15 protein-coding genes and 1 riboswitch are annotated in these 18,885 nt (G+C 40.4%); of the genes, 4 read left to right on the forward strand and 11 right to left on the reverse strand.

The genetic code is table 11. The features are described 5' to 3' along the window. Positions 1-49 precede the first annotated feature (49 nt). Positions 50-201, forward strand: a riboswitch (FMN riboswitch). Between the two features lie 5 nt (positions 202-206). The 3 genes from GAVG_RS03440 (at position 207) to GAVG_RS03450 (ending at position 3,791) form a co-directional block, all read left to right on the forward strand. Beyond that, the gene (locus tag GAVG_RS03440) at positions 207-821 is read left to right on the forward strand and encodes an ECF transporter S component (protein WP_009994724.1); all 615 of its coding nucleotides are present in this window, start codon (positions 207-209) and stop codon (positions 819-821) included. A gap of 58 nt (positions 822-879) precedes the next feature. Next, positions 880-3,225 (forward strand): energy-coupling factor transporter ATPase, encoded by a 2,346-nt coding sequence (locus GAVG_RS03445; RefSeq protein WP_009994720.1) that lies wholly within the window; start codon positions 880-882, stop codon positions 3,223-3,225. 260 nt (positions 3,226-3,485) lie between these two features. After that, positions 3,486-3,791: a YhbY family RNA-binding protein gene (locus GAVG_RS03450; protein ID WP_004111562.1), complete on the forward strand. Its 306-nt coding sequence runs from the start codon at positions 3,486-3,488 to the stop codon at positions 3,789-3,791. A gap of 76 nt (positions 3,792-3,867) precedes the next feature. On the opposite strand, the gene GAVG_RS03455 is transcribed toward GAVG_RS03450, so the two are convergent. The 4 genes from GAVG_RS03455 to GAVG_RS03470 all read right to left on the reverse strand — a co-directional run bounded on the left by GAVG_RS03455 (position 3,868) and on the right by GAVG_RS03470 (position 10,904). Then, positions 3,868-5,241, reverse strand: coding sequence for a replication-associated recombination protein A (locus GAVG_RS03455; protein ID WP_009994719.1), 1,374 nt, complete (start codon positions 5,239-5,241; stop codon positions 3,868-3,870). 94 nt (positions 5,242-5,335) lie between these two features. Further along, positions 5,336-7,864 carry a DEAD/DEAH box helicase gene (locus tag GAVG_RS03460; RefSeq protein WP_009994717.1) on the reverse strand — a complete coding sequence of 843 codons (2,529 nt, stop codon included), beginning with the start codon at positions 7,862-7,864 and terminating at the stop codon, positions 5,336-5,338. A gap of 65 nt (positions 7,865-7,929) precedes the next feature. Then, entirely contained in the window at positions 7,930-10,134 is a 2,205-nt protein-coding gene (gene der / locus GAVG_RS03465) for a bifunctional cytidylate kinase/GTPase Der (RefSeq protein ID WP_009994715.1), read from the reverse strand. Then, positions 10,131-10,904 (reverse strand): pseudouridine synthase, encoded by a 774-nt coding sequence (locus tag GAVG_RS03470; protein ID WP_004113665.1) that lies wholly within the window; start codon positions 10,902-10,904, stop codon positions 10,131-10,133. Before GAVG_RS03470 ends, der begins: the two co-directional genes overlap by 4 nt. A 199-nt stretch (positions 10,905-11,103) precedes the next feature. On the opposite strand from GAVG_RS03470, the gene GAVG_RS03475 reads away from it, so the two are divergent. Next, positions 11,104-12,090, forward strand: coding sequence for an MIP/aquaporin family protein (locus tag GAVG_RS03475; RefSeq protein ID WP_013399605.1), 987 nt, complete (start codon positions 11,104-11,106; stop codon positions 12,088-12,090). A gap of 27 nt (positions 12,091-12,117) precedes the next feature. Here the strand turns inward: GAVG_RS03475 and GAVG_RS03480 are convergent, their stop codons facing one another. The 7 genes from GAVG_RS03480 to ruvA all read right to left on the reverse strand — a co-directional run bounded on the left by GAVG_RS03480 (position 12,118) and on the right by ruvA (position 18,848). After that, positions 12,118-12,507, reverse strand: coding sequence for a DUF3017 domain-containing protein (locus GAVG_RS03480; RefSeq protein WP_004113661.1), 390 nt, complete (start codon positions 12,505-12,507; stop codon positions 12,118-12,120). Between the two features lie 106 nt (positions 12,508-12,613). Continuing rightward, on the reverse strand, positions 12,614-14,254 hold the full coding sequence (gene purH / locus GAVG_RS03485) for a bifunctional phosphoribosylaminoimidazolecarboxamide formyltransferase/IMP cyclohydrolase (RefSeq protein WP_042711328.1): 1,641 nt from the start codon (positions 14,252-14,254) through the stop codon (positions 12,614-12,616). A gap of 73 nt (positions 14,255-14,327) precedes the next feature. Beyond that, the gene (locus GAVG_RS03490; protein ID WP_009994709.1) at positions 14,328-15,923 is read right to left on the reverse strand and encodes a cell division protein PerM; all 1,596 of its coding nucleotides are present in this window, start codon (positions 15,921-15,923) and stop codon (positions 14,328-14,330) included. Positions 15,924-16,056: 133 nt separating this feature from the next. Further along, positions 16,057-16,638 carry an adenine phosphoribosyltransferase gene (locus tag GAVG_RS03495; RefSeq protein WP_004113656.1) on the reverse strand — a complete coding sequence of 194 codons (582 nt, stop codon included), beginning with the start codon at positions 16,636-16,638 and terminating at the stop codon, positions 16,057-16,059. 18 nt (positions 16,639-16,656) lie between these two features. Continuing rightward, positions 16,657-17,073: a preprotein translocase subunit YajC gene (yajC, locus tag GAVG_RS03500; RefSeq protein WP_004113655.1), complete on the reverse strand. Its 417-nt coding sequence runs from the start codon at positions 17,071-17,073 to the stop codon at positions 16,657-16,659. 68 nt (positions 17,074-17,141) lie between these two features. Next, entirely contained in the window at positions 17,142-18,203 is a 1,062-nt protein-coding gene (gene ruvB / locus GAVG_RS03505; RefSeq protein WP_048653124.1) for a Holliday junction branch migration DNA helicase RuvB, read from the reverse strand. Positions 18,204-18,209: 6 nt separating this feature from the next. Then, on the reverse strand, positions 18,210-18,848 hold the full coding sequence (ruvA, locus tag GAVG_RS03510) for a Holliday junction branch migration protein RuvA (RefSeq protein ID WP_004113653.1): 639 nt from the start codon (positions 18,846-18,848) through the stop codon (positions 18,210-18,212). Positions 18,849-18,885 lie beyond the last annotated feature (37 nt).

The following is an 18,885-nucleotide window of genomic DNA, read 5'->3' on the forward strand; positions in this document are numbered from 1 at the left end:
TACAAACTTCATTTTCAGATAAATGTTCATAGCATAAGATAAAAATAAAGTGTAGTTTCAGGGAAGGTGAAAATCCTTACTGGCGGTAACGAGGTAATTCTTGTATTAGTGAATTTTCTCGAAGCCCGCGAGCGGCAACGCGCTGCTGATTCGGTTAAAATCCGAAGCCAACGGTTAAAGTCCGGATGAAAGAAACGGAGGCTCTAATGAGCATTTCACGCGAAAATAATCATAAAACAAGCAATCACACAGCAAATAATAAAGTAGCAAATAATCACGCAACTTACTCTGGCACAAACTATTGGTCAAGCGAAAAAATTGCTAAATACGCGCTATTTGTTGCGCTCTCTATTGCTGTAAGCTTTATAGAATTTCCACTTATTCCAGACCTAAGCTACCTTAAATACGATCCTTCGGGAATTGTGTGTTTAATTGCAGGATTTGCATACGGACCATTCGCCGCTGCAATCGTAAGCGTGCTAGGATTTGCTCCACACTTCTTTACTAACCCGTTTGGCGCAATAATGGCAATATTGGTTTCAATGGGTGCGTCTGTTAGCGCTGCAATCGTCTACAAAAAAATTAGAACCAAAGAAGGCGCTATTATTTCGCTTATAGTTGGCTCTGTAGTTGCGATTGCTCTTGCAATAGTTGGAAATCTTATTATTACGCCATTTTATGCGCATATGAGCGTTGAACAAGTTGCCGCTCTTATAGTTCCAGCTCTGCTACCGTTTAATGCTATTAAGCTTGCGATTCATTGCGTAATAACTATGCTTGTTTATAAGCCTGTTTCAAAGCTTCTTAACTACAACAAATAGCAAACAAATAGCATTAGCCAAAATAGCATTAGTCAATTAAGTAAAAAGCAAGCTGATTATGCAAAGCAATAAAGTTATTCAAGATAAAACAAGTTGCAAAGTCGAAAAAAGCAATACGGATTATTTTGCTAAAAAAGATAATGCTGTTTCTTTGCAAAAAGTTCGCTTTAGCTACGATGGCGGAAAAACTTGGATTCTAGACGGAATAGATCTTGAAATTGCATATGGTCAAAGAATCGCAATCATTGGCAAAAATGGTAGTGGAAAGTCCACGCTAGCTAAAATTATTGCAGGACTTTCTTCCCCAGATTCTGGAATTGTTACGCTATGCGGAATAAAAGTTTTTGAAGCAAACAATGTTGATTCAAAAGCTTACCAAAAAGCACGAGAATCTATTGGAGCATTGTTTCAAAGCCCAGAAGACCAAATCGTTACAACAGTTGTAGAAGACGATGTTGCTTTTGGGCTTGAAAACTTGTGCGCTTCTAAAGAATTTATGAAGCAAAATATAAGCAATGCTTTACGCGCTGTAAACATGGAAAATCACCGTTTTAGCGACCCGAGCAATATGAGTGGAGGTCAGCAGCAGCGCGTTGCTATTGCATCGTCGATTGCTACAAAATCAAAACTTCTTGTATTAGATGAGCCTACAAGCATGCTTGATTCTTGCGCAAAAGAAGATGTAAATAAGCTTTTTAACAAATTGCAAACGAGCGGCACAACAATCGTACAAGTTACGCATAAGATTAGCGAATGCAAAAATGCGGATCGAATATTGATGCTAGAAAATGGAAAATTGCGTGATGTAAGTTTATTGGAATTAGATGAATTTTTCACGGAAAAATCGCCAGCTGTTATTGAATCAAAAAGCATGACGGAAAATGCAAAAAAATCAAATACGGCAATTGAAATATCTAATTTAAATGTGAGCTATACAAATAGTCAAACTCCAATAATAAGAGACTATTCTCTAAGCGTAAAATCAGGCGAAATCGTTGCAATAATGGGAAAAAACGGGTGTGGAAAATCAACGCTCGCAAAAGCAATATGCGCACTTATTAAATACGATTCTGGCTCCATGTGCGTAAACGGAATAAAAATTAGCGAAAAAACAAGCAAATCGCAAATGCGAGAAATTCGCAAAAACATTGGTTACGTTATGCAATTGCCAGAACAGCAACTTTTTGCACAAACTGTTTTTGAAGACGTGGCATATGGGCCAAAAAACTTTGGATTAGAAGGATGCGAATTAGATTCCCGCGTATTAAACACGCTAAAATCATTGCATATTGAACACTTAGCGCAAAAATCCCCATTCGAACTTTCTGGCGGACAGCAACGACTAGCAGCAATCGCAGGTGTTTTAGCTTGCAATCCAAAAATTTTGGTTTTAGACGAGCCTACAGCAGGATTAGATTTTGAGTATGCAAAAATCGTACTAAAAATTTTAAGCGATTTACACAATAAAGGCATAACAATTATTGTTATTACTCACGATCTAAACGAAGCAAAATCGCTTGGAGCGCGCATAGTTACGTTAGAATCGCGCAAAAAGAAGGAGATTCAAGAACACGCGCAAGACGAAAAGCTTGAAAATGCTAGCGAGAATGTTAACGAAAAGAAAAACGAAATCAAAAACAAGTCATTGCTAAGCTTATTCAATACGCGAATCATACTAATATCATGCTTAATTCTTATGTTTAGCGCGTTTAGTATTACAAACTTCTATCAACTAGGAATTCTTGCACTATCAACGCTTGCTCTAATATTTCTCGCTAGAATATCACCTATAAAATTATTGTTGTCATTGCATATGTTTATTGCAATATTCGTATTTTCTGGAATGTTTAATCTTCTAGTTGTGCATTCTGGAAGAGAAATTTTTAAAATTGGACCGCTATTAATAACAGATGATGGAATAAAGTTTGCAATACTTTTCGCTTCAAGATTTTCGCTTGTTATACTAATCGGATCAATAATTGTACTAACAATAAGCCAAACGCAGTTGACTGAAGCGTGCGCGTCTATTATTTCGCCTCTTAGAATCATAGGATTGCCAAGTCAAGAAATTGCTCTTATTATGAGCCTCGCTTTGCGATTTTTGCCGACTCTTGCAAAAGAAGCAGAATCTGTAGCTTTAGCTCAAATTGCAAGAGGCGGAAACATAAAAGACGGGTCTATAAAAAAGCGATTGCAAGCAATAACATCTCTTATAGTTCCAGGATTTGCAAGCGTGATTCGGCACGCAAACACACTGGGACTTGCGCTAGATTCTAGATGCTACGTTCCTGGAGCTAAGCGCACGCACTTACATACGGAGAAAATGCGCTTAAAAGACTTTGCACTTTTAATAATTACATTAGCTATTGTGTGCGGAATAATTTTTGCTGGAATATTTGTATAACTGATAACTGTAATATTTGCATATTGAGCGTATTAATCGTATTGAACGTATTGAACGCGGATTCTTAAGGTTAATGTATAATCCGATAAGCATTGAAAATTTAAGCGTTACAAGTAGATGATCAATAGTCGATAGTTGGTTGTCGATAATTGCGTTTAACAATATAGCGTTTTGACGTTTTAGTGTTTTAATGTTTTAATGTTTTAAAAATTGACGTTTTAGCGTTTTACGCATGTTGAACGCGATTTGGAAGGAAAATAATGGCATTAACTAAAAAGCAGATTAAGCAATTGCGCGCGCTCGCTAACACTTTAAGCCCATTGCTTTACGTTGGAAAAAACGATATTAGCGATGCTGCTGTTAAGCAAGCAGACGAAACAATGCAATCTCATGAGCTTATGAAGTGTGCTGTACAAGATGGCTCTGGATTAAGTGCTAAAGAAGCTGCTGAAGAACTCGCAGAACATCTTGGTGCAGAAGTCGTGCAAGTAATTGGCAACCGTTTTGTGTTATTCCGCGTTTCAAATCGCGAAGATATTGACCACATTATGCTTGTTCGTGAATAAAACTCTCTTAAAAAAAAATAGTAATACTGTATTAAAAGGCTTCTTAGAATTGTAAGAAGCCTTTTAATTATTGACTTTAGTTATTGTCAGCAGATTTGTGGAGAATATTGCGGATTTGAGATAAACGTTGCGAAATCTCGTGCTCGTAGCCGCGATTATTTGGGTGATAATATTCGCGACCAACTAGCTCGTCTGGCATATATTGCTGAGATGCAACAGCACCCGGATAATCGTGAGCATACTTGTAACCGTCGTGATTGCCCCAACTTTTCATCAAAGCAGTTGGCGCGTTACGCAGATGAAGAGGCACTTGACCAATATTTCCAGCATCAACATCTTGCAAAGCCTTATTAATAGCGTTGTAGCTTGCGTTTGATTTTGGAGCAGTTGCTACAGCAATCACAGCTTCCGAAAGAATAATCCGCGCTTCTGGCATGCCAATTAGAGCAACTGCTTGAGCTGCAGCAACAGTTACTTGTAAAATTTGTGGAGCCGCCATACCAACTTCTTCGGCAGCAGCAATCATAATTCGCCTTGCAATAAAACGCGGGTCTTCACCAGCTCTAAGCATTCGCGCTAAATAATGCAAAGAAGCGTCAACTTCACTTCCGCGCATTGATTTAATAAAAGCAGAAATAACATCGTAATGGTCATCGCCATCTTTGTCATAGCGAACTGTAGTAGTATCCATTACGTTAGAAACTATATCAGCAGTAATTACAGGCTTATTTTTACCATGCTGCAACGCAACATCTCCTGTTACAGCTCCTGCTGCCGCTTCTAGAATAGTAAGAGTTTTGCGAGCATCTCCCCCACTTAAACGAATAATTGAATCTATTGCGTCTTCGTCGATTTTAAGCTGATTATTAAGACCATTTTCGCTAGAAATTGCGCGTTCTATCAGAGTGTGCAAATCTTCAACACTAAGAGACTCAAGTTTAACAACTACTGATCTGCTAAGTAGTGGCTTAATGATTGAAAAACTTGGATTTTCGGTAGTAGCTCCAATAAAAGTTACATCGCGATTTTCTACGCTTGGAAGCAAAGCATCTTGCTGTGATTTAGAAAAACGATGAACTTCGTCAATAAACAGAACTGTTTCTTGACCTTTACTAACTAAACGCTCATGCGCTCGATCTAACACAGCTCGAACATCTTTAACTCCAGAAGTTACAGCAGAAAGCTCTTCAAACACGCGACCAGACTGTCTAGCCACAATATAAGCAAGCGTAGTTTTACCAACTCCTGGAGGTCCAAACAACACAACAGAACTTGGAGCAGTAAGAGAACCTTTAGATTGTGGATTTGCAAGCCTGCGCAAAGGCGAACCTTCTTTTAGCGCATGCGACTGCCCCAACACATCTTCAATACTGCTTGGGCGCATACGCACTGCCAACGGACGCGTAACATCGCTAGGTGCACTACTTGCGGAAAATAAATCTTTCTCCATGAATACCAGCTTACACTACATATAGAACAAACGTTCGATTGCATTCTGCATTCTGTGTTTTACCTTCTGTGCTCTGTTAGCACATTTTTAAGAATCACACGTGCGACACTCTGTAGTCAAAGAACACAACTTCGCCTGTATCTTGTGTGGAATCCAAATCAACAACACCAGTAATAGCCCAATTATGGTCTCCGTCCGAATCGTCAATAATTTGCCGAACTTTCCACGAATGTTCACTCTTCTCAAGCGAATCATCCAAAATAAACAAGTCGCCACTTCTAGCCTTGGCATCGATACCAACATACTCGTGCTCATCGTAATAGTCGTCAAGCACATCATTCCACTCGTGAACGCCGTAACCCCAAGCCTTGTCAAGCTCTCCTAAAGTATCCGCATCTTCCAAATCCATAAGCTGCACGCGACGGAACATTGCGTTTCTAATCAACACAATAAGTCCACGACGATCCTCAACAACAGACTCAGAAGTTCCAGGCGCAGCCATAGTTACAGCACTAGCTTCAGCGTCCGATCCTCCTGCACTCTCCCACTCGTCAACAAGACTTGAATCAATAGATCGCACAACAAGACGAAGCCACGAAATAATATCACACAATTCTTCGTTAAGCATGTCTTCTGGCACAGTGCGAGCAAGCGAACGATAAGCGTCCGAAAGGTAACGAAGAAGCGTTCCTTCACTTCTAGCAATGCCATAGCGCGAAATATAGCCAGTAAAATCGGACGCTGTTTCGACCATGTCTCGAAGCACAGATTTAGGCTTAATCCAGTAGTCGTTTGCCCACGGAACATCTTTGCGATATTGCGCAAAAGCAGGCTCAAGCAAATCTTCAAGAGGCTTAGGGTAGCTAACTTCCACTAAGCGTTCCATGCGCTCCTCGTAATCAATGCCATCATCCTTCATGCCAACCATTGCAGCATCGCGAGCCTTACGCTCTTGTGCGCGAAGCACAGGCTTAGGGTCATCTAAAGTTGCTTCAACCATAGAAATTACGTCAAGCGCATAGCTTGGAGATTCTGGGTCTAGAAGTTCCAAAGCTGCGAGTAAGAATGGAGAAAGCGGCTGATCTAGCGCAAAACCCTCTGGCATAGCAACATCAAGATCATAATCACAAGAACCATCCGAAAGCTCTCTGCATTCAATCACTTGAGTATCGAGCAAAGTTTGGAAAATATCGTTGCAACGCTCGAGCAATTTCTCTTTATCTTGCGGCTTTTGCGCACTATCTTCAATAAGTTTTTCAACGCGTGCTCTAGCATCCCCACCTTGCGTAACTTCGTTCAAAATCATTGAGTGCGTTACAACCATGTGAGGATTCAAAGTTTCTGGAGCGCTTTCAATAAGCTTAGTAAACGTTGGCTCGCCCCAAACTACAAAGCCTTCTGGAGCTTTCTTACGCTTAACTTTTTTAAGCTTCTTAGGATCATTTCCAGCTTTTGCAACAGCGCGCGCATTCTCAATCTCGAACTCTGGAGCCTCTGCAACTACTAAGCCCTCAGTATCGAATCCCATTCTGCCTGCACGTCCTGCAATTTGATGAAACTCGCGAGCACGAAGCTTTCTACTACGATTCCCATCAAATTTTGTAAGAGCTGTAAGAACAACCGAGTGAATTGGCACGTTAATGCCAACTCCGAGAGTGTCTGTGCCACAAATAACGGGCAGCAATCCTTGCTGTGCGAGCTGTTCGACAAGCCTACGGTAGCGCGGAAGCATACCAGCATGGTGTACGCCGACACCGGTGCGCAGTAGCCTTTGCAAAATTTTGCCGAAACCTGTAGTAAATTTAGTGCCTTTAATAGCTTGAGCAATTTTGTCTCGCTGATCTTTGCTAGAAACCCCCGTGCTTGCAAGCGCTTGAGCTGTTTCTAGAGCTGCATCTTGCGAAAAATGAACTACATAGATTGGCGTTAAACCCTTGTTAAATAAGAGTTCTACAGTTGTTGCAAGCGGCTTATCTGTGTACTCGTATTCGAGTGGGATTGGTCTTGGCGCATTAGCAATAATATCAACACTACGTTTTGTTGATTTTTCTAAACGTTCCGCAATATCCGTTACGTCTCCAAGAGTTGCGCTCATAAGTAAGAATTGCGTATTTGGAAGTGTAAGTAACGGAACTTGCCAAGCCCATCCGCGCTCTGGATCACCATAGTAGTGGAATTCGTCCATTGCAACGCAATCGACTTCAGCGTTTGCGCCTTCGCGTAAGGCTTGATTTGCTAAGATTTCTGCAGTGCAGCAGATTATTGGAGCGTCCGCGTTAATATGCGAATCTCCTGTAATCATGCCAACGTTGTCGCGCCCAAAAATCGCAACTAAATCGAAGAATTTTTCGGAAACAAGAGCTTTAATTGGCGCAGTATAGTAGGAGCGTCTGCCGGTAGCGAGCGCTGCAAAATGCATGCCGAGCGCTACTAGAGATTTTCCAGAACCGGTTGGAGTATTTAAGATAACATGGTCTCCTGCAAGCAAATCCATAACAGATTCTTCTTGATGCGGCCACAAATCTACATGCTTGTTATCTTTAACCCAATCAACAAATGCTTGAAAAATCTCGTCTTCGCTAGCATGATGCAAATCAAAAGCTAACTCGCCCAGACCAGCCATATTCCGCTCCTACTTTACTTAAGCTTTACTCGTGACTTTAATCGCAAATTTATTTACTTGCGATTTTACTTGCGCTTCTTCTTATCTCGTACTTTTACAGAGATTTGAATAGGAGTTCCCTCAAATCCAAACTCTTCTCGAAGAGAACGCTCAATAAAGCGACGGTAACCGTGCTCTAAGAAGCCTGTTGCGAATATCACGAAACGCGGTGGGCGCGTAGAAGCCTGAGTAGCAAACAAGATTCTCGCTTGCTTTCCGCCTCGCAAAGGATGCGGATGAGCAGACTGAATACGACCTAAGAAAGCGTTGAGCTTGCCTGTAGGAATGCGCTTATCCCAGCTGTCTAAAGCTGTTCGCATAGCGCGCGCAAGACGATTCGTATGCCATCCTGTTTTTGCGGAGAGATTAACGCGCTCAGCCCAAGTTACGCGCTCAAACTCAGTTTTCCACAAGCGTTCCATGCGCTGTCTGGAAAATTCGTCCATCAAGTCCCACTTGTTAAACACAAGTACGATTGCTCGACCCGCGTCTACAGCCTGGCTCATAACTTTCAAATCCTGCTCTGCAATCGGCTGGGAAGAATCGAAAAGAATCAAAGCAAGTTCAGAACGCTCAATCGCAGCTTGCGTACGAAGTGAAGAATAGTATTCAGCACCAGTAAGCTTATGCTGCCTGCGCTTAATACCAGCAGTGTCAATAAACAGCCAGTCTTCTCCATCAACTCGCACAACCTCATCAACAGGATCTCGAGTAGTTCCAGCCAAATCGTTTACAACAGAACGTTCTTCATGAGCTAAATGGTTCAAAAGCGAAGACTTACCAACATTTGGACGCCCAACTAAAGCAACTCTGCGAAGTCCTTCTGGAGTCAAGAATCCTGAAGTTTTATTCGCTTTCTTCAAAGAGTTAAGAGCCGCGTCAAGCAAATCTCCAACGCCTCTGCCATGCATTGCAGAAATTCCGTAAGGCTCACCCATTCCGAGCTTCCAAAACTCTGCAGTTAAATACTCGCTTCTAGCGTCGTCAACCTTGTTAACTGCCAAAGTAATAGGCTTACCTGCAGCGCGAAGCATTGAAACAATACGCTCGTCTGTAGCAGTTAAACCAACTTGACCATCTACTAGGAAAATCACAGCATCGCTTAAACGCACTGCCACTTGCGCCTGTTGAGCAATAGAAGAATCAATGCCTTCAACATCTGCTTCCCAGCCGCCAGTGTCAACCAGCTTGAAGTTGGTTCCAGCCCACTCAGCGTCGTAACTTACGCGATCTCTAGTAACACCTGGAGTATCTTCTACAACAGCGACACGATGGCCCAAAATACGATTTACAAGCGTTGATTTTCCAACGTTTGGTCGACCTATAACGGCGATTACTCCAACAGCTTTTGTATCTTTCGATTCATCATCGCTTGCAAAATCACCGCTAAGAAGCGCACGATCTTCATCATCAAGATCGTAGCCTTCAAGATTTGCAGCATAACGGTCGTACTCATCTTGCTCAATTGCATCGTCAACAATCTCTACAAGCGCGTCAAGAGTCTGCTCAAAAGTTAAATCAGAATTATCTAGAGTTGTAACACCGTCTGCAGCTTTAAGAAAATTCGTAACTTTAGCATCTTTAGCATCACGAGCGCGAATATCGTCTTCTTCAGATTCATTATTCTTAGATTCATTATTTTGCAAATTTTCTTGCTCAATATCCTGCTTATTTCTGCGAGCTTGACGCACTTCCTCACGAGCAGTAAGAAGCACTCGAACTTGAGCATTTGGAGCCACAACAGTAGTAATATCGCGGCCTTCTGCAACTATTCCCTCTCCGCCTGAGAAAGAATCTTCACTAGACTCTGAAGCAATATACGCGCGCTGAGCAGCAATAAGCATGCGTCGAACTGCAGGAATCGAAGAAACCGTAGACACGTGCGAAGAAACTTCGCTGGAACGCAATTCTTCGCTAATATCTTCACTATCAATTACGACTACAGGATTTTTTGGATCAACACTAAATTCAGCATGATCTTCCGTAAACAATGCTCCAACAGCTTCAACAATTTGATTCAAGCGTTTTGCATCTGCAGAATTCGTTGAATTTCCTTCTTCATCCAACTCAAGCTGCTTGCTTAAATCAATACCTTGCTTCAAGCACCACCAAGCAGCAGCTCGATACATTGCCCCCGTATCTAAATACGCAAAACCATAGTATTGCGCTAAAGCACGAGAAGTAGAAGATTTACCTACTCCTGCTGGTCCATCAATTGCTACGCAAATCACAGGCCAACCTCCTTAGAAAGCGAGCGCACTTCTGTTTGAGAAAGCACTCGATACGATCCAGCTTTTAAGTCCCCTAACTTAATAGGCCCAATTTGAGTACGCACAAGACGCTTTACAGGATATCCTACGGCTCCAAAAATCCTGCGCACAATGCGATTTTTGCCAGAGTGTAAAACAACTTTTACGATTGTTGCATCGTGATTTTGGTCGATTATTGCACAGCGATCGAGCTTAATCCAGCCGTCTTCCAGATTTACGCCTTGCGAAACTAGCCTGCGGCAAACCATTCCGTTGATCTTGCCTTCAACAGTTGCAATATACGTTTTCTCAACTTCATACTTTGGATGCATAACATGCTGGCTTAACTCACCATCGTTGGTCATTAAAATAAGACCTTCAGAATCGTAGTCCAAGCGTCCCATGTGGAAAATTCGCTCGTACTTATCTCCAACAATGTCTCTTAAAGTGAAGCGACCTTTTGGATCATCCATTGCGCTCAAAACTCTTTTAGGCTTATTAAGCGCGAGCGTTACAAGCTTGTGATTAAATTTCACTCTCGATCCGTCTACGCGTATTTTTTGTTTACTTGGATCTACTCGAGTTCCGAGTGTTGTTACAAGCTCATCATCTACTTCAACACGCCCATCTAAGATTATTTCTTCACACTTTCGGCGTGAACCAAATCCCGCTTCAGCAAGTAGCTTTTGCAGTCGAACAGCGTTTTTGGATTCTTGTTGCGCCTGATTGGCGCGGGAATATGCGTTTGGCATCGTTCTCCCAACGTGACCTTATTCGTATTCTTTTAATAAATTAGTAGCAAATTTTCATATTCTGCAATAAATACAGGAAATTACCACGTTTTTCTATGTTAGCGTATGGCATAGCCGTGATACTATAGCAAACGTTTGGTTGTGCTGTAAATAATAAAAACCAGCATAGCGGTGTACACAATTAACGTAAGGAATTGTTATGAACTACACTTCAAATGCAGATTGCTCTGTTTCTAAACAATCTTCTGCACTTAGAACTCCGCTCATTTTTAGAGTAGGAGCAGAATTCATTGCAAGCGCTTTTGCAATGTTCACTATCTACATGTTCTCATCTATTGTTACTGCAATGTATGGCGTAAATGTTCTTATGATTGCAGTAGGAACTGGCATTGCTTATGCTGCTGCTATTGGTATTGCATCTAAGTTTTCTGGCGGACATGTAAATCCTGCTATAACTATCGCATCTATGCTTACTGGCAGAACTCCTTATATTTCTGGAATTTTATACATTATTGCTCAGGTTCTTGGAGCTATCGCTGCAGCTGGAGTAACTGTTTTTGTTCTGCCACAAACAAAGATGGTTCCAGCTCACACTTGGTTTGCTCCTGTTGTTAATGGTTTTGAAAATGCTTCCATTTCTGCAAACCAACTTAAGAGTGTTAATGCATCTTTTGGCGTTATTACTGCTCTTGTTGTTGAAATTATTGCAGTTCTTGTTATTGTTGCAACAGCCATGACGTACATGAATGACAACGGCAGCACAAAATGCGGATACTCTACTCACATGGGCATTGCTTATGCCGCTGGAGCTTTCATTACTTATCAAATTACTGGAGCTGGTTTAAACCCTGCCCGTTCTACTGGCATTGCTATTCTTGCTCAATCGCAAAAGTTATCTGTCTCACCATTGAGTCAACTTTGGGTATTTTGGATTGCACCTGTTTTTGCCGCTGCGCTCGTAGGATTTGTCATGCTTATTTGCAAGCTTGCAACTTCTTCTTCAAATAATCAGAATCCTGTTGCTGCTGATTGCTCAAATCAAACTTCTCCTGTTCTACAGAATACTGTTCCTGTAGTTCCAGAACCTCCTGTTAACACAGAGTCTTCAGTAACCCCTTCTACGACTTTGGATTCTACTGGAAACGATAATGTTCCATTTAATCCTTTTAACAGAGATGATAAATAGAATTTCGTGAATTAAATCTATCGGATTCTACATTAAGAAAAAAATTGAAAAATACGTTATCAATAGTCCAATTCCTAGCGAAATGCTTATGAAAGAATCGAAGGCTACAGATCTAACCTTCCATGGACTTTTTTGAGTAAATATTAAGCGTATGATTCCAAGAACAATGGCTGTTGCGGCAATTATTACCGTGGCAGCCATTGTTTTACCCATAAACGCCAATACTGCGCTTACGCATACTATTGCTGCCACAATCCATTGCGCATACGGTTTTCCTTCTTTGACTTCAGAAACGTATATATGGTTTGATTTTTTTGCTAATTCAGATTCATTTACATTTAAAATGTTCTTTTGAATTTTTGATACATCGTCTTGTTTTTCATACCGATCATTAATTGTCATACTTGTATAATACATAAAAGACCTTGGAAAGTATACGAAAATACAATCCAAGGTCCTTTTTATAGAATACTTGTATTAATTAAAAAATTAATAAATATTTTATTATTCAGTCAAATACTATTTAGTGGAAGAAGTGCCTTGTACCAGTAGTGTACATTGTTACTCCAGCCGCACGCGCAGCTTCAAACACTTCCTCATCTCTAATTGACCCTCCTGGCTGCACAATTGCTCGCACACCTGCGTCAATAAGGATTTGCGGACCATCAGCAAATGGGAAGAATGCATCCGAAGCCGCAACAGCTCCACGAGCACGCTCAACACCATCAGCAAGAGTATTAGCACGCTCAACAGCCAAGTGGCAAGAATCCACGCGATTAACCTGCCCCATGCCAATGCCAACAGTAGCATTATCGTGTGCAAGTAGAATTGCGTTAGACTTTACGCAACGAAGCGAGCGCCATGCAAACTCTAAGTCTCTCAAAGTATCAGTATCTGCAGCTTCTCCAGATACAAGAGTCCAATTTTGAGGATTATCGCCAAAATCATCAATCTTATCTGCGCTTTGTACCAATGCGCCACCATCAATAGGATGCACCTGCAAGCCCAAAACTGGAGGATTTGCAACCTTTAAGATTCGCAAATTCTTCTTCTTAGTGCGCAATAACTCCAAAGCCTCAGGCTCATAATCTGGAGCAACAATTACCTCTGTGAAAATTGGTCGAACACTTTCAGCCATTTCTAGTGTAACAGTTGAATTGCAAGCAATCACACCGCCGTAAGCACTTACAGGATCGCAAGCGTGAGCTTTCTTATGAGCAATAGCTGCAGTTGCACCTATTGCTAAGCCGCAAGGATTATTATGCTTGCATACTGCAACAGCGATTTGTGGGGCAAAATCCCATACTGCACGCCAAGCCGCATCCGCATCAACATAATTGTTGTAGCTCATCGGCTTTCCACCAAGAAGTTCAGCTTGAGCTAAACCTCCCTTATGCAATGGGTCAAGATAAAGCCCCGCCTGCTGATGTGGATTTTCACCATATCTAAGCTTGCGATTTAACTTCCACGTACGCGTATAATCAGTTGGAATAATCAAATCCTCACTTGTTTTATCAACTGAATTTGCGTCTTCCTCAGACTTGGTCTTCATACTTTCTGGAATTGACCAAACTTCACTTGTCCACTGGCATATTGCAGCATCGTAAGAAGCCGTATGTTCAAATGCTTTATGCGCCAAGTATTCGCGTTCTTCTAGGCTAAAACCTTCTCCAGATAACACTCTTTGGGCAAGAATATTATAATCTGCATGGTCTGTAATAACAGCCACAGATTTATGATTTTTCGCGGCAGCGCGAACCATAGATGGTCCACCAATATCGATTTTCTCAATAATCTGAGCTTCGCTTCCACCGCTCATAACAGTGTTTACAAACGGATACAAATTCACTACAACAGCATCAAATGGCTCAATATTTAACTCTTTAAGCTGCTTTACATGATCAGGATTGCTCATATCTGCTAAAATCCCAGCGTGAATATGTGGATCGAGCGTCTTAACCCTACCATCTAAGCTTTCTGGGAAACCTGTTATATCAGATACTTCCGTAACCTTTACACCTAATTCTTGGAGTTTTGCAGCTGTTGAACCTGTTGAAACAACCTGAGTTCCGCACTTTTTAAAAGCGTCTGCCAGAGTTTCTAGCCCTTCTTTGCAAAATACTGATACAAGTACTCGCTTGATTGACCTTTTACCTGTGGTTATCAGCACATCTGCACTTGATTCTTGCGCGTGTATCTGTTGCACGGTGGTCTTCCTCCTTGATGTTGGACGAGGATTATTTTTTATTGACTTTCGAACTAACTGTTCTAGGTTTTCTAGTATCAGTTTTGTTCTCAAGCAAAGGTTGTTTTTTAGTGGATTTAACGCTTCGCGGCTGACTTATATTATCTGTTTCATTTTGACTAATTGAACAAGATGAACGCGTTTTTTCTTTTTTTGAAGACATATAATCAGCAGACTTTTCAGACATATTGTTTTCTTTAGGAGTTATTACTGACGTTTCACATGACTGTTCAACTGGTTTTGATTGCGATTTTATGTTCTGATTTTCTTTTGACTTTTCACTAATATTTTCAGATAACTTTTTGGAAAATATATTAAAATTCGACGGCTTAATGGAATCATATTTCTCAAAAATTTTAGAACTTAACGCACGAATAGAAATTATTATTGCGCACACAAATATAACGAGAATCCAGGCCAACCCAAAACCAAATACTGTTAAATGACCTAAAGCACGAACACTTCTACTTACATTTACACCAACATTGGATAAACGATATTTACCTAAATCACCGTTTGCGAACAAGAATAGTATACTCATAACGAGTATTACTAATATGCAAGTTGATACCAAAACTACAGCTGATTCCACAAAAGCAATAACGGTAGACTTCCAATCAAGTTTATCTTTATCGAAATGCAAACGAATATTACAAGACTTAGAATATAAGATCACAAATAACGCAAATACGCCACATAAGGCAAAAACAATACCATTGACAAGAAGCCTATAAAGTGAATCACCTATAGAGTCTGGGAATATGGCAAAGAATGGAACAGGAGGCAAAGACTTACGATTAACTGCATAAATTGTGAAATTAGCAACTGATCCTATAGCAAATCCTGAACCTGAAATCCATGATAATGCCCATAATGCAACGTTTGGAAGCCATACCAGACATGCAATTGTGGTTAAAATTCTTGAACCTAATTGCATTCCTAACTTTGAAAAAACTATCTCAACATTACTTGCTCCAACAATGGACCAAAAGATAATCGTTGATAATGCAATAATTGCATAAATTGACAACACGATTACGGTTGAATAAAGGCAAATTTTTATGCGTTTTAATATATGTTCAGGAACATTTTTTGTTATATTATTTTTGATTAATACAAACAATGAGCTGTATGGGAAAACAGCTATTAACTGTGCAAAAGCATATACACAAAAGCTTTTTAACAATATGACTGGTAACGAATCCAATAACTCAATATTGGTATTTTGAGATATAACTCCATTGATGAAAACCCAAACAAATAAACCAATACAATTTACTAGCGATCCACCTTTTAGTTTTCTCATCAGAATCGCAAGCATTGTAATTATAAGCGAAGTCAAACCAAGTGGAATAACTGTAAGAATAAAATCATCAAAGCCTAGACCAACTCCTTGCGCAAAAAGAAGAGCAGCCCACGTCATCGACATTGATGAATCGGAAAGATTACCAGTTCCTTCTTCTATAGAAATAACAAGAAGGGTTAGTGACATGAATAATCCAACAACTATTGCAAAAATCAAAGTCGCAATAGCGGGTATAGATATCCCCTTCAAAATGCTAATAAGAGAAGACTTCAGTTTTTTCATAACATCATCCTCCCTTATTAGCCGCTTGAAGTTAGATCTAAGTTGTTCGATTTTTTATGATTACACCTAAAAACAATATATGAATAAATGTAGCTGCCCAAGTACAACACAAGCTACTACTCATACACCACTTTTATGCAGGCATCGTCATTAAACTAGAGCATTTATAAGATTGCAACTCATTCATTCCGCTAATTCCTGTTAACTCCATTACAAAGCAGAATCCAGCAACAGTGCCCTGCGACCTTTCAACAAGTCGCGCAGCAGCTTTTGCAGTTCCTCCTGTAGCAATTAAATCGTCAACAATAAGAACACGCTGACCAGGCTTTATAAGATCTTTCTCAATCTCTATCTTAGCTTCCCCATATTCGAGAGAATATGACTCGCTTATGACTTCGGGAGGCAATTTACCTGCTTTTCTTACGGCAACAAAACCTTTATTGAGTCGAGCAGCCAAAGCTGGACCAAACAAAAATCCACGAGCCTCAAGTCCAGCAACTAAATCAAATGAATCTTGAGAAACTGGCAACGAATCTACTAATGAATCAATAAGAATTCGCATACCACGATTATCAGCAAAAACAGGAAGAAAATCGCGGAAAACAATCTTTGGATTTGGAAACCCTGGAATTGTTCTAATAAGAGATGCTAAATATTTAACATCCTCATCACTAACATTCTTCAAAGATTTTACTGTAATATCAGTTGTTGTCATAATCTTATTGTTCTTATCTCAGTTTTCTTTGACTTCACCAGTTTCGCTGGATTCTTGAATCTGCTCAGTTTCGCTCGATTCTTGAGATTCATCTTTATCAGATGCATCAACATCTTCCGAGTTATCAGCTTCATCGTCTTTGTCATAGCTGTTGAAATCTACACGAACATAAACTCTATTCACAGCTCTGAAAGACACTCGAAGTAAACTACCTTCTGAATCTAGAACAATCTCTTCGTGATCAGAATCAACTACGACGACCTTACCGATAATTCCACCAATTGTTATAACTTCAACGCCTGGTTTCAAAGAATCATGGAAGGACTTCAACTCATTTTGACGCTTTTTCATATTACGAGATTGGAACCACATGATACCAACCATGGCAATCACGAGTACAATAAGCATGCCATACTGGCTAACAAATTGGGGCACAATAAACTCCTTATGTATCCAACCCTGAGACGGACAAAACACCGCCCAAAACACTTATTTTATGTTATCTATCTGACATTATCAGGCGCTTTAAGACCTAAGTGTTGCCAAGCTTTTTCAGTGGAAACACGACCTTTAGGAGTCCTAATAAGAAACCCTTCACGCACTAAATACGGCTCACAAACGGTTTCTACAGTTTCTGCCTCTTCTCCAACCATTGCAGCCAAATTATTAAGCCCAACTGGACCACCATTAAAATGATTCACAATAGCTTTCAAAACCGCAATATCTAGACGGTCAAGACCTTGAGTATCAATCTGATACAACGATAAGGCTTCTATTACAGACTCGCGATTTACATCTTTAAGATTATGCACAACTGCCCAATCACGTACGCGTCTTAACAGTCGATTTGCGATTCTAGGAGTTCCTCTGGAACGAATAGCAAGTTCTTTAGCTGCTTGATCAACAAGATGAACACCAAGAAGAACAGATGAACGTTCAATCAGTTTTTCCAACTCATCGTGAGGATAAAAATCCAAGTGAGCCGTAAAACCAAAACGTGCTCTAAGCGGAGAAGGAAGCATACCTTCGCGCGTAGTAGCACCAACCACAGTAAAATGCGGCAATGTAAGAGGTATAGAAGACGCCCCTGGTCCTTTGCCAACCATAACATCAACTCGGAAATCTTCCATAGCTATATAAAGCAACTCTTCTGCAGCTCGAGGCAAACGATGAATCTCATCAATAAACAGTACTTCACCAGTATCAAGAGAACTCAAAATTGATGCTAAATCACCAGCATGTTGAATAGCAGGACCAGACGTAACTCTAATAGATACGCCTAACTCATTAGCAACAATCATTGCTAATGTTGTTTTTCCAAGCCCAGGAGGACCTGCAAGCAACATGTGATCTGGAGGAACATCACGCAATCTTGCAGCATCCAAAAAAAGTTGTAACTGCGCCTTTAAAAGAGGCTGTCCAATAAATCCATCTAGAGCATGAGGTCTTAATTCTTCATCGCTAATCTGTTCATTTCCTATAGGAGATGATGAAACAATTCTTAATGAATCTTCGGATACGCCAGTATTTAAAGCTTGTACGTCGATTCCTTCATCCAAACTCATGAATCATCACCTGCCTCTATCTAACGCTGCCAATGCCATACGCAAAACATTAGGCATATCTGAATCACTGATTGGCAGAGCAATTTTTTCACTATTACACACGTTTTCAACCGCTCTTTGAGCATCTGACTGCTTCCACCCTAAAGACATAAGTCCATCGACAACCTTGCTGATGCCAGATTCATCAAATTCCTTTTTATAAGATTTTGAATCTTTAGAAGTATCATCTTCATTTAATTGAGATACGTCAATAGAACCTTTAAGTTCAAGAACAATTTTTTGAGCACCCTTTTTACCTAATCCTGGAGCAGAAGACAATGCGGTGATATCGCCATCTGCAATAGCCTGCAATAAACGATTCACATTTAAAGTGGAAAGTAAAGAAAGAGCAACTTTAGGACCAACACCACTAACTTTCTGCTGAATTTGAAGAAAAATACGCTTGGCAGGCATACTCGTAAAACCATACAAAGTAACAGCATCTTGACTTACTTGTAAAGACGTATAAACCTTAACATCTTGACCTTCATGCAGCGCAGCCAAATCAGACGATGGCATATAAACTTCATAGCCAACACCACTAACACAGATAAGCGCACATCGAGAATCAACTGATTCAATAACGCCGTTAAGCATACCAATCATCAGCGCTCACCTTTCTAGATAAATAGAACATCTGTTC

This window comes from Gardnerella vaginalis ATCC 14018 = JCM 11026 (assembly GCF_001042655.1).
Lineage (GTDB): Bacteria > Actinomycetota > Actinomycetes > Actinomycetales > Bifidobacteriaceae > Bifidobacterium > Bifidobacterium vaginale.